The sequence below is a fragment of the Vibrio sp. D173a genome, from assembly GCF_030248475.1.
In genome coordinates this window covers 1-12,482 of the sequence record NZ_JAHGAH010000065.1, presented here as the reverse complement: position 1 = coordinate 12,482, position 12,482 = coordinate 1, and the positions used below count along the sequence as shown (strand labels likewise).

7 protein-coding genes are annotated in these 12,482 nt (G+C 46.2%); 4 read left to right on the top strand and 3 right to left on the bottom strand.

From position 1 onward, the window contains the following. Positions 1–14: 14 nt before the first annotated feature. The 3 genes from KIV40_RS07465 to erpA all read right to left on the bottom strand — a co-directional run bounded on the left by KIV40_RS07465 (position 15) and on the right by erpA (position 4,729). Positions 15–3,149, bottom strand: a complete 3,135-nt coding sequence (locus KIV40_RS07465; RefSeq protein ID WP_285348539.1) for an efflux RND transporter permease subunit — start codon at positions 3,147–3,149, stop codon at positions 15–17. A gap of 9 nt (positions 3,150–3,158) precedes the next feature. Next, a complete protein-coding gene (locus KIV40_RS07460; protein ID WP_285348538.1) occupies positions 3,159–4,274 on the bottom strand; it encodes an efflux RND transporter periplasmic adaptor subunit in 1,116 nt (371 codons plus the stop codon). Positions 4,275–4,387: 113 nt separating this feature from the next. Beyond that, positions 4,388–4,729 (bottom strand): iron-sulfur cluster insertion protein ErpA, encoded by a 342-nt coding sequence (gene erpA, locus KIV40_RS07455; protein ID WP_005425270.1) that lies wholly within the window; start codon positions 4,727–4,729, stop codon positions 4,388–4,390. Positions 4,730–4,975: 246 nt separating this feature from the next. Between erpA and hemL the strand changes: the two genes are divergently transcribed. The 4 genes from hemL (at position 4,976) to KIV40_RS07435 (ending at position 12,432) form a co-directional block, all read left to right on the top strand. Beyond that, complete coding sequence (hemL, locus tag KIV40_RS07450) at positions 4,976–6,271, top strand: glutamate-1-semialdehyde 2,1-aminomutase (protein ID WP_005425271.1); 1,296 nt, start codon at positions 4,976–4,978, stop codon at positions 6,269–6,271. 359 nt (positions 6,272–6,630) lie between these two features. Then, positions 6,631–7,716, top strand: a complete 1,086-nt coding sequence (locus tag KIV40_RS07445) for an AI-2E family transporter (protein ID WP_005425277.1) — start codon at positions 6,631–6,633, stop codon at positions 7,714–7,716. Positions 7,717–7,792: 76 nt separating this feature from the next. Next, entirely contained in the window at positions 7,793–8,818 is a 1,026-nt protein-coding gene (rsmC, locus tag KIV40_RS07440; protein WP_045369770.1) for a 16S rRNA (guanine(1207)-N(2))-methyltransferase RsmC, read from the top strand. 227 nt (positions 8,819–9,045) lie between these two features. Continuing rightward, positions 9,046–12,432, top strand: coding sequence for a response regulator (locus KIV40_RS07435; protein WP_285348536.1), 3,387 nt, complete (start codon positions 9,046–9,048; stop codon positions 12,430–12,432). The last annotated feature ends 50 nt before the right edge of the window (positions 12,433–12,482 follow it).

Here is a 12,482-nt window from a genome sequence, read left to right as displayed (position 1 = left end):
GACAAAGAGGCAGCCTAAGCTGCCTCTTTTGTTTCGGGGTCTGGTTCATCAATATTGTGTTCACGGCCAAGCATCAACAGGCACGGTGTCAGCACCAAGGTCAGCACCGTCGCAAAAGCTAAACCACCCGCGACGGCCGTAGCCAATTGAGACCACCACTGCGTGCTTGGCGCACCAAATTCAATCTTCTGGTTAACTAAGTCGATGTTCATCTCTAGCACCATTGGCAGTAAGCCAAGGATAGTCGTGACAGTGGTCAGTAACACTGGACGCAGGCGCTGTACGCCCGTACGTAGAATTGCGTCTGATTTTTCTAACCCACGCTTGCGCATTTGGTTATAGGTATCAATTAATACGATATTGTTGTTCACCACAATACCAGCTAATGCGATCACCCCAATACCCGACATAATAATACCGAAAGGCTTCTGGAAAATAAGCAAGCCAGCAAACACGCCAACGGTAGAAAACAGCACTGCGCTTAAAATCAAAAATGCTTGGTAGAAGCTGTTGAATTGAGTAATCAGGATCAAAGCCATCACGCCAAGTGCAACCATGAAAGCACTTTGTAAAAACGCAGAAGAGTTTTCTTGCTCCTCGTTTTGCCCGCGAATTTTAAACTCAATACCAACAGGCAAGCCCAACTGCTCAACTTCTGCAGTTATCTTGGGCAATTCAAGGGCAAGGTTATAACCCTCAACCATATCGGCTTTTATGTTCACTACACGACGACCATCAACACGGCGAATCGTATCTTGCTTATGATCTGGTTTAATCTGCGCAAAGTTTGTGATCGGCACTAAACCTGCCGCCGTTTTTACACGTAACTGGTCAAAACGTCCGATATCCCGCTTATCTTGTGGGTAGCGCACTAAGATATCGACTTCTTCATCAGCATCATCGGGTAGATAATCACCTATCTTCAAACCGTTAGTCACGAACTGGACAGTATTACCAACCAGAGTTGCATCAGCAGCAAAGCGAGAGGCATCGTCTCTGCGGATATCAATCTGCCAATCAATCCCTTCTTTATTGGTTGTATCACTTAGGTTAGTTAAAGCAGGATTACGATCAGCCCAGTAACGAACCATTTTGGCTGCACTGTCTAACTGGTCAATGCTTGAGTTTTGCGCCGACATTTCAATCACAAGATCGTGTTCAACCGGTGGCCCTGCATCGGGAAACTTGTACTCCAGCTCAACACCCGAGAATTGGTTAGTGGTTTGTTTGAGTTCTTCAATGATGTCTTTCACTTTGCGACGATATTGCCAATCGACGGGCGTTATTTGAATCTGACCAATCTCATCACCATCATTTGAATCCGTTCCGGTGCGCGTATAGACACTCTCAAATTCATCATGCCCTAACATGACTTTTTCAATCTCTTTCATCACGACATCTTTTTCGTTGATGGATAAATCGCCGTAAGAACGCACCTTGACGGTAAAGAAAGCGGGGTCCACCTCTGGGAAGAACTCTGCCCCTAGTCCTGCTTTGTTATAAGTAAAGCCGACACCACCAGCGAGTAGTATGGCACTGAACAGAACTTTAAGTGGATGCTTGATAGCGACCGAGAGCGTTTGATAGTAGAGCTTGGTAATACCAGTAGCCTTATCAAACTCGCCATTATGAAGATCAATCATCTCTTGCTGGCTTTTAGGATTAACCACTTGTGGCTTACCAATAATCCCACCAATAACCGGAACAAAAAGCAGCGCCATCATCAACGAAGCGGTAAGCGTTGCGATCAATGTTAGCGGCAGATACTTCATGAACTCGCCGGTAATATCCGGCCAGAACAATAGCGGAGCAAACGCAGCAAGGGTCGTTGCCGTCGAAGCGGTGATAGGCCACGCCATTCGTTTTGCCGCGTCCCGATATGCTTCTTTACGTGGCGTACCCTCTTGCATCCGCCTATCAGCAAATTCGGTCACCACGATAGCGCCATCCACCAGCATACCTACGGCCATGATCAGCGCGAATAGCACCACAATGTTGACTGTTAAGCCAAACACCGAAAGCACTAATAAGCCGGTAAGGAATGAGCCAGGAATAGAGATCCCCACCAAGAGAGCGGTTCGCACACCAAGTATCGCGATGATAACAATGACGACAAGAATGATGGCAGAGAGAATGTTGTTTTGCAGATCGTTGAGCATCAGTTTGACGTCATCAGACTGATCCCACGTATATTTGACCTGCAAGTTGTTTGGCCAATCCGCTCGCTTTTGCGCTTCAGTCAGAACCTGTTTAACGAGTTCCACCGTTTCAATAATGTTCTCGCCAGCACGCTTTTTCACATTCAATACGACAGCAGGGTCACCATCCAAACGAGCAAAACTTTCAGGATCACGGAAGGCCCGGCGCACGGTCGCCACATCGCCAAAAGTAATCACTTCTTTGCCGTTCACCTTAATCGGTAACTCTAATACATCTTTGAGAGAATCAAATACGGAAGGAACTTTGACTGAAAAACGGCCATAGCCAGTATCCACGAAACCCGCTGCCACAACTCGGTTATTGAGAGCAATCAAGTTGTAGATGTCTGCTTGATCCAGACCATAGCTTTCCATCAACAGCGGATCGACGATGATCTCAACAATGTCTTCACGATCACCGGCAATATCAACTTCAAGCACCTGACGGTAGCTTTCTAGCTTGTCACGCAGTGCACGAGCAATTTGTACTGTTGTGCGCTCAGGGACGGTGCCATACAGAACCAAAGTAAGGACAGGCTCTTCTGATGCGAACGTCACCTCATTAACTGTTGGCTCATCACTGTCTTCAGGCAATTTAGGTTTGGCTAGATCGACGGCGTCACGCACATCCGCCATCGCTTCCGCCAGATCAACACCGACACTAAATTCAAGCGTAACCGAGGCATGGCCTTCTGAAGCAACCGCGGTCATTTCTTTTACGCCTTCAATCGAACGCAGCTCTTGCTCTATTGGGCGAACTAATAAGCGCTCCGCATCAGTTGGCGAAATGCCTTGGTGACCTACCGAAACATAGATAATAGGGATGGTGATGTCTGGACTCGATTCTTTAGGAATCGTAATGTAGGTGATCACACCAGCAATCAAAATCATCACCAACAAGGTGAGCATCGTACGTGCACGCGATAACGCAGCATCAATCAAAGCAAACATATTGCCTCCTTATTGCTGGTTCGCAGCTTCAATGGCGTCATCCACTTTGGTCGCCATCACTAAATCACCATCACGAGCAAAGCCCTGCCCGAGTACGATGATGTCCACTTGGTCGCCCAGTCCTGAGAGCCAAACGCCATCTTTTTCGGCTTTCACAAGTTGAATAGGAACAAAGTGGACATGCTGATCACGCAGTGTTTTGATGCCAAGGTTGCCTTCTTCATCGAGCGCGAGCATTGCAGCGGTTACTTTCACTGCCATCACTTCACTTAGCGACAATACCACCTCAGCGCTAACACCCGCAGGCATTGCACTTTCATCGTTACTGATTTCAATCTCAATCGGGAAAGTGTTGGTCGAAGTAGAAGATACGCGCCCGATATAACGGATAACACCTTGATGGTGGGTGTTATCAATGGTTCTGACATCAGCTTGCTGGCCTTGTTTTAAATATTGGATATGACGCTCACTCACATCCGCTTCAATGACTAACTTCTCTAAGTCAATAACGGTCGCAATAGGATCGCCAACACCAACAAAATCCCCCACTTCAACGAATCGATGGTCAAGAATGCCGTCAAAAGGCGCTCTGACTTTGGTGTTTTTAAGTGCGGTTTCAACATTACTCAGGTTTGCGCGAGCATCAACCAATGCAGCTTGTGCAGTGGCAAAGGCAACTTCACCTTGCAAACCTCGGTTTTTCAAAGATTCTGCCGCTTTAAATTCTTTCTCTTTGACACGCAACATCGCTTTAGCGCGCTTAAGTTGAATATCGAGATCGCGCTCGTCGATGTTGGCAATCACCTGCCCTTGTTTAACACGTTGCCCTTTCTGAACGTCCAAGCGAATGATCTTACCCGCAACTTCTGCCCCTAAACGAGCTTGTCTATTTGACGCAGTTCGTCCATATAACTCTATGGTTTTACTGGTTGGCTGGGCGGTAAAAGAGTTGAACATCACCTTAGCAACAGGCGTGTCATCAGATTGAGGGGAGGATGATAAGCTCGCTTCGTCTTGCGCCTTAAGTTGGCCTATTGCAAGCCATGCAGCAAGTACGAGAATCAGTGTTAAAGAAACTAGCCATGGACGTTCGACAAGGCGTCGTCCGAGAGAAACTTCAGACATACAAAGTCCTTTTTATTTTTAGCTCACAGCCCTCTGTGGAACTGGAGTGCGTTTACGTGACTCCCTGCTACGTAAAACTCAGGCAGCCAATTGGCTGCCTGTTGTCGTGTTAATTAAACACTGAATGATGCACCACAACCACAAGTTGTCGTCGCATTTGGGTTATTAACGAAGAAGCGTGCTCCTTCTAAACCTTCCGTGTAATCAACCACGCCACCGATTAGGTATTGCAGGCTCATTGGGTCTACAACCAGTGTTACGCCACTGTTTACGATGGTTGTGTCGCCTTCATTTACGCTCTCATCAAATGTAAAGCCGTATTGGAAACCACTACAGCCACCACCAGTAATGTATACGCGCAATTTCAATGCTGGATTTTCTTCTTCTGCAATCAGCGCCTTAACGCGTGATGCTGCTGCATCAGAAAAAGACAATGGTACGTTTACTTCGCTCACGAAGACCTCTCTCACTCGTGTAATGCGTCAAGCCTGAAGCGAGACGTCAAATTTTTGCTAATTAGAGCGATTATCCAATACCTGACAAACTCGTTCAAGTATTCACCGCTGATTCTTTAGAACAGATGCTGATATGTAAGTTTACATCGCCCGTGCCCACATAAATTACCCAAAACGTTTCTAACTTGAGATTAGCTAGGTACAATGCGCTCCACTTGGTCCGAGCAATCAAAAGAGGATAACCCCATGACCAAATCATCAGAGCTATATCAAAAGGCTCAGCAAACCATTCCTGGCGGTGTGAACTCACCAGTTCGTGCATTCAACGGCGTTGGCGGTTCTCCGCTATTTATCGAACGAGCAGACGGTGCACTGATTTTTGATGCCGATGGTAAAGCGTACATTGATTACGTTGGCTCTTGGGGTCCAATGATTCTAGGTCATAACCACGCGGTTATCCGTGAAGCTGTTATCGATGCTGCACAACGTGGCCTGAGTTTTGGTGCGCCAACTGAAATGGAAATTGCCATGGCTGAGCTAGTGTCTGAGCTAGTGCCATCAATGGAACAAATCCGCATGGTGAGCTCTGGTACAGAAGCGACCATGAGTGCTATCCGTCTTGCTCGTGGCTTTACTGGCCGTGACAAAATCATGAAGTTTGAAGGCTGTTACCACGGTCACGCAGACAGCTTGCTAGTAAAAGCTGGCTCTGGTGCACTAACTCTTGGCCAACCAAGCTCTCCTGGCGTTCCTGCTGACTTTGCTAAGCACACACTAACCGCAACATTCAACGATCTAGATTCAGTACGTGAGTTGTTCGCAGCAAACAAAGGCGAGATCGCATGTATCATCGTTGAACCAGTAGCGGGCAACATGAACTGTATCCCACCAGTAGAAGGTTTCCACGAAGGTCTACGTGAAATCTGTGACCAAGAAGGTGCACTACTGATTTTTGATGAAGTAATGACAGGCTTCCGCGTAGCACTAGGCGGCGCACAAGCACACTACAACATCAAGCCTGATCTAACGACGCTAGGTAAAGTAATCGGTGGCGGTATGCCAGTAGGTGCTTTCGGTGGTCGTAAAGAAGTCATGCAATACGTTGCGCCAACAGGTCCAGTTTACCAAGCTGGCACACTTTCAGGTAACCCAGTAGCAATGGCTGCGGGCTTTGCATGTTTGAACCTACTAAAAGAAGAAGGCAACGAGAAACGTCTTGCAGCAAAAACCAAACAACTTGCTGAAGGCTTCAAAGTACTGGCAGAAAAGCACGGTATCCCAATGGTAGTAAACCAAGTGGGCGGCATGTTTGGTTTCTTCTTCACTGACCAAGAAACCGTAACGTGCTACGAAGACGTGACGAAGTGCGATGTCGAGCGCTTCAAGCGTTTCTTCCACCTAATGCTAAAACACGGTGTATACCTTGCACCATCAGCATTCGAAGCAAGCTTTACCTCTCTTGCTCACGGTTCAAAAGAAATCGATGCAACACTAGAAGCTGCTGATCGCTGTTTCGCAATTCTGGCTGAAGAAGCAAAATAAGCGCTCTCTACCAGAACAGCAATCTCAAAAAAGGACCTTCAAGGTCCTTTTTTATTATCTGGATTAGGCTTGCCAATTCACAATCACGAGGATAGCTAACACGCCAAGAACAATACCAAACCACGGTATACGTTTGGCTTTCTTTTCACTTTTGCACTTCTTATCGCCGCTACAACAACCCATTTTTCTATCTCTTGATTGATAACCGTCTGATTTGTGGTCATTATAACAAGGTCAATTGCCCCTTCCCAATTCAGCTATGTCATAAGCTTGAAAGAATCGTAGGTGCAAAGTAATAAAGATTTTGCGCTGTGGTATAAGGCGTAAAACATAAATCATCCGTAAGTTGGATTAATCACATGCCGAATAATGTAAAAATCACGTCGAGTCATCGAGTGCTAGTTGTTGCGCTGCTCGCCGCTGCTTTTGCCTGCTATTTATTGGTCGAGCCTTACATCAACTCGATCGTAATGGCGTTTATTATTTCTCTACTCATGTTCCCAATACATGAGTGGTTTGAACGAAAACTGCCAAACCACAAAAACTTGGTTTCACTGCTCTCTTGTGTGGTTCTCACCTTTATTATTGTGATTCCATTATTGTTTGTATTTGCTGCTATCGTGCAGCAAGGGTCGGTATTTTCGCAAAACACCTACAAGTGGGTAAGCAATGGTGGTATCCAAGATATCTTCCAACACCCTTGGGTTGTCAAAGGGTTAGCACTGGTTAATGAGTACTTACCTTTCGACAAAATCGAACCACAAGCCATCGCTGAGAAAATTGGCCAATTCGCCACATCATTTGGCTCAAACCTTGTTGCTATCAGTGCCAAAATCCTAGGGGATGCAACCAACTTCCTGATGGACTTCTTCCTGATGTTGTTCGTGTTGTTCTTCCTATTGCGTGACCACGACAAGATCATCTCAGCGATGCGCCATATTCTGCCGCTCTCTCGCAGCCAAGAAGATAAGATCCTGACCGAGATTGAACAGGTCTCGAAATCAGCTGTAATGGGGTCATTCTTAACCGCGATTGCTCAAGGCTTTGCTGGTGGTATCGGTATGTGGCTTGCAGGTTTCCCTGGCTTGTTCTGGGGCACTATGATGGGCTTTGCGTCATTTATCCCTGTAGTTGGCACGGCGCTAATTTGGATTCCAGCTGCCGCTTACTTGTTCCTAACTGGCGACACAACTTGGGCTATATTCCTAACAGTGTGGAGTGTTCTCGTAGTTGGCTCAATCGATAACCTGCTGCGCCCATTGCTGATGCAAGGTAGTGCAGGCATGAATACGCTCATGATCTTCTTCTCGCTGTTAGGTGGTCTGCATCTATTTGGTTTGATTGGTCTTATTTACGGCCCACTGATCTTTGCCGTGACAATGGTGCTATTCAATATCTACGAAGAGGAGTTTAAAGACTTCCTCAATCAACAAGACAATAGCTAACGACCGCTTATTCACTTCAAGCTTGGGCCAGATTATGCGAAAATCTGGCCCTAATTATTTCTGATGAACCAAATTTATGTCTGCTTATATCGCTCCTAGCCAAATAGCTCAGCGCCAACTTGAATACTTCAACGGCAAACACGTTTTAGTTGCTGGAGAAGTTGAAGACCTGTTCCCTCTTGAGTTAGTAGCTCATTGTGAGTCTGTTGAAGTATTTACTTCTAACTACAGCTACTACCGTCAAATTCGCACATCGGACAAAGTGAAGAGTCACTTTGGTTCAGAGTTTGATATTGAGACTCAAGCAGACATGGTGCTTTTATACTGGCCAAAAGCCAAGGCGGAAGCAGAATACTTACTGGCAATGTTGATGGCTAAGTTAGGCATCAATACAGAAATCGTCGTCGTTGGTGAGAACCGCTCAGGCATCAAGAGCATTGAGAAGATGTTCAAAGAATACGGCCCGGTTAAAAAATACGACTCTGCTCGTCGCTGTTCATTTTACTGGGGCACTTGCCTTAACCAACCAAAACCGTTCAATCAAGCCGACTGGTTTAAATCTTACGAAATTACACTCGGTGAACAATCTCTTACCGTTAAGAGTCTACCTGGTGTATTTAGCCATGGTGAGTTTGACCTAGGCAGTCGTCTTCTGCTTGAAACCTTACCTAAGCTTTCAGGCAAGGTACTCGACTTTGGCTGTGGTGCTGGTGTGCTGGGTGCATTTATGGCTAAAGCAAACCCAGAGATCGCGATTGAGATGTGTGATATTAACGCTTATGCCATTACCTCTAGCCAAGCAACACTCGAGGCGAATGGGTTATCAGGTCGTGTTTTTGCCTCAGATATCTACTCAGACACGGCTAAAGATTACCGTTTTATTGTCAGTAACCCACCATTCCACAGTGGCTTAGACACCAACTACAACGCAGCAGAAACTCTGTTAGGTCAAGCACCAAAGTACATGACGGCCAACGGTGAAATGATCATTGTAGCGAACAGTTTCTTGCAGTATCCGCCAATTATTGAAAAAGCCTTCAATAATTGCGAGACGTTAAATAAGACCAACAAATTCTCTATCTACTACGCGAAAAAATCCTAACCCTTGGTTGCGCAGGTGAAATCCTGTGCAACTCTTTGCCAAAAACCGCCCAACTCAACGAAAAACTGCGTCGCTCCCCACGCTTTGCAATCAACTTTCTTGTCAAAGAAAAAAAACTCGTTAATTTTGTTAATTCTATCGCATTTAACTTCTTGTCCGTTTTAACGAGAACCTCGGTAAGCCCCAGTAAATTGGTCGCTGCCCTTTAATGAGTTGTAATCTTATCCATGTTTAAATTCTACAAAAAGCAGAAATTTAAGCGCCTGCAAAGCACGCTAATGACCGCGTTTTTGGTTCTTAGTATTACGCCACTGACGATCACTGCTATTTTCTTCCTCCAATCCCACAGTAAAGATTTGGAAGAACAGAGCACATCCCACTTGCTCTCAGTCCGTGATACCAAACAACAACAGATCATCGACTACTTTGCAGCTCAAGAAACCGAAGTTATGGGCTTTGTTCGCTCAGAATTGGCTTATGCCAGTGGCGGACGCTTCTACGGTTTGGTCAATGCCTTTAGCCGATTAGGCCACGACATCGACGAAGCAAGAGAGAATGCACAGCAACGCTATATCAAAGGCAGCGGCGATCAAATCAAAACGTCGATTTTACCGGAATCTTCCAACTACGTTGGCAGTGAGCGTTATCGTCTTCTGCATAAACGTTATCACTGGGCTTACCTAGAGCTATTAAAGCGCTCTGATTTCAACGATATTTTATTAGTTGATATCGACGGTAACGTTACTTATTCGATCAATAAAGATGATAACTTCGGCACCAACCTTCTCAGCGGCCGTTACAAAGACACCGCTTTGGGAAAAACATTTAAACGCCTTTCCGAGGATGTAAGCGCGCGCCGAAAAGTCAATGAAGATTACACGCCTGTCGTGGTATCCGACTTTGACATTGAAAACGGTAAGCAAGTCGCTTGGTTAGGTGCGCCTATTGTTCAGCAAGGCTATCTGCACAGCTATGCAATGTTCCGCCTGCCGAACAATGGCATCACAAAGCTGATTGCAGAAATCAATCGTGACTCTTCAATTGATACTTTATTAGTTGGCAGTGACCACAAACCTCGTACCATCAACACCAAGCAAGAGGACATCCAAAACAGTTTAGAGATCGTCGACAAAGCTTTAGCTGGCGAAACGGAAGTGGGCACTTACAGCAACCGTTTAGGCGAAGAGATGATTGCGGCATTTGCACCTATTGAGACTCGCGGTCTCACTTGGGCTCTCGTTGTACAGCTTCCTGAGAAAGAGGCCTTTACACGTGTCCATCAGCTCGAGAAACTGTTTGTCATTGCGATGCTAATAGCGATCATCTTGGTTGTGATTGCTTCACATTACTTATCTAATTTCATCACATCTCCGCTGCTTAAGCTGACTTGGGCAGCAGAGAAAGTATCTGCCGGCGATCTGGACGAAACCACTTTTAATACCGAGCGTAAAGATGAAATCGGTCGACTCGCAATCAGCTTTGAGCGTATGCAGCGTTCAATTCGTGAAAAGATCCAAACCATCAAGCAACAAAACGAAGAGCTAGAGAGCAACATCAAACTGATCCAAAAGCAAAACGAAGAATTGCAGTTGGCAGATAAGCTGAAAGATGAATTCCTAGCGACAACCTCTCACGAGTTACGCACACCATTGCACGGTATGGTTGGCATTGCAGAGACACTGGTGTCTGGTGCAAATGGCGCGATACCTGCGAGCCAGAAGTACCAATTGGACATCATCATCAAGAGTGGTCAGCGCCTAGCAAACCTCGTTGATGATCTATTGGATTACCACAAGATGCGCTACGGCAGCATGGATATCCAAAAGTCTGCAGTGAGCCTAGCCAGTGCAACACGCTTGGTGCTGGAGCTTTCTGGTCACCTATTGGGTAACAAAACCATCCGCATCATTAATCAAGTGCCAGCGGATCTGAAAGCAGTCTCAGCAGATCCTCAGCGTTTGGAACAAGTGCTGTATAACTTGATTGGCAACGCTATTAAGTACACTTCAGAAGGCAAAATCGTTATCTCAGCGACCGTTGTAGACGATCAAGTCCGAGTACAAGTGGTCGATACTGGTCAGGGTATTCCAGCTGAACACCTAGAGCATATCTTCGAACCTCTTATCCAAGCAGGTCAAGATGCTAGTCGCTACCGTCAAGGTGCAGGTCTAGGTCTATCAATCAGCCGTCAACTTATCGAGTTGATGGGCGGTTCATTGTATGTCAGCAGCCAACCTATGGTCGGAACGACATTCAGCTTCACCTTGCCACTCGCTAGTGAAGAAGAAATCAAAGCGACTGAAAGCCTTGCCGCTCGCGGGCATTTCCAAATTCCAGAAGCGAACTTTGACAACAATGACGACTTGTCTCTACCTGAAAACCCAGATGGTCCATTGCTGTACGTTGCTGATGATGAGCCCGTCAACCTGCGCGTTCTTGAAAGCTTCTTAAGACTTGAAGGCTACCGAGTTCGTACCATTTCAGACGGCCCTGAGACACTCGCTTTAATTGAACAAGAGAAGCCTGAGTTGCTGCTACTGGATATTATGATGCCAGGCATGAGTGGCTATCAGGTTTGTAGTGAACTGCGTGAAACTTACGATCATGCAGAGCTGCCAATCATTATGCTCACAGCGCTAAGCCAAACCGAAGACCGCGTTAGGGGCTTTGAAGCGGGAGCGAACGATTACCTAACCAAACCATTTAATAAGCAAGAGCTCGCGGCACGTATTCAGGCCCACTTGACGGCAAGTCAGGCTGAAATGCGCCACATCGAGAACAAGTTACTGGAATCGGAGCTACGCCAGCGTGCTAAAGTCGAAGCCAGTCTGCTCGAGACACAAGGTAGACTGCTAGAACAGCTAGAATCGGCACCTGAGGCGATTATTTGCCTTCGTGAAGATCAACGTATTCGCTTTGCTAACGAAGCAGCATGTAAGCTATTTAAACGTAGCCTAGAACAGCTAAAACGTTCTTCCGCTGATGAGCTAATTGCACCTAAGTTCCTTACGGTTAAGCAGCCGCACTACTGTGGCAAGATTGATATCTACATCGAAGATATTCGTCAAAACATTGAAGCAGACATCCTCAAGCTGCCTGAAGGCTCTGGTTTAGATGTCATGTATATCTTCAATGTAGGAGGCGGAGCGAATGCAGCTCGTATCCATAACCTAGAGACGGCAGTTGAAGTACTTTCAAGTTACGCATTTGATGGTGATAAAGACCAGCTGCAGAAGCTGAAAGAACTTGGCGGTGAGTTTACTCGCCTTGCTGATAAAGCATTGGGTAACAAGAAGGACAAACAAGAGCTGATGCGCGAAGTATTAGTCGATACGATGACTCATGCATTGGAATATTGGGAATCGGTGACTGGAGAAACCAAGTTTGCCTTTGCTGAACAAAGTGGTTTATGGCGCGTCTACCTCGACCGCAGTACATTGCAAACACGTACGCTAGATAAATACATGCGTATTGAGACTTTGCCTAAGACACCGCGCTGGAGGACAGTACTAAGCTCAATTGAGTTCATTCTGGAGCACTGTAAAGAACAAAGCCCAGAACGCGCTTACATAGAGGCACAGCGCGATAAGATGCAAAGACTCCTTACGAGCTAACGCAAATCACCAAATACCAGCCCCGCGACTTAGCCTGTCTCTTGATCACA

Bases quoted from the DNA above. Each gene is read 5' to 3' on its own strand.
- KIV40_RS07460 (WP_285348538.1), bottom strand. From the start codon at position 4,274: ATGTCTGAAGTTTCTCTCGGACGACGCCTTGTCGAACGTCCATGGCTA.
- KIV40_RS07465 (WP_285348539.1), bottom strand. From the start codon at position 3,149: ATGTTTGCTTTGATTGATGCTGCGTTATCGCGTGCACGTACGATGCTC.
- rsmC (WP_045369770.1), top strand. From the start codon at position 7,793: ATGTCTGCTTATATCGCTCCTAGCCAAATAGCTCAGCGCCAACTTGAA.
- hemL (WP_005425271.1), top strand. From the start codon at position 4,976: ATGACCAAATCATCAGAGCTATATCAAAAGGCTCAGCAAACCATTCCT.
- KIV40_RS07445 (WP_005425277.1), top strand. From the start codon at position 6,631: ATGCCGAATAATGTAAAAATCACGTCGAGTCATCGAGTGCTAGTTGTT.
- KIV40_RS07435 (WP_285348536.1), top strand. From the start codon at position 9,046: ATGTTTAAATTCTACAAAAAGCAGAAATTTAAGCGCCTGCAAAGCACG.